Genomic DNA, 474 nt, shown 5'->3' on the forward strand with positions numbered 1-474 from the left:
CCACGTACTCCGAGGAACGCCAGGTGGTGGCCAAGAACCTCATCGACTTCGACAAGGAATGGTCMACSMTGATGGCSAAGAAGCCGGAGGAGTTCGAGCACCCCTCCGACCTCGAGGACTTCTACGTACAGACCGCGGAATTCCCTGCCGGGTTCATGACCCAGTACACGCCGTCCCTGATTGTGGGCAGCAGCGAGCACCAGGACCTGGCCGCAGGATTCCCCGTGGGCAAACGCTTCAAGTCCGCGCCCGTGGTCCGCGTGGGGGACACCAACCCGCTCCATCTGGGCCACCACGCCACCGCTGACGGCCGCTGGCGGATCTACGTCTTCGCCGACCCCGCGCTTCCCGGTACCAATTCGGCCACCGACAAGCTTGCCGCCTGGTTCACGGACTCCCCGGAGTCCCCGCTGGCCGCCACCCCTTCCGGCGCCGACCCGGATGCGTGGTTCGACCTGAAGGTCATCTACCAGC

General features: G+C 65.7%; 1 pseudogene. It reads left to right on the forward strand.

What is annotated here, in order from left to right:
• Positions 1-474: pseudogene (locus AC1DKD_RS42020) on the forward strand (3-hydroxybenzoate 4-monooxygenase); the annotation flags it as partial.

Source organism: Cupriavidus sp. 05T313, from assembly GCF_056396665.1.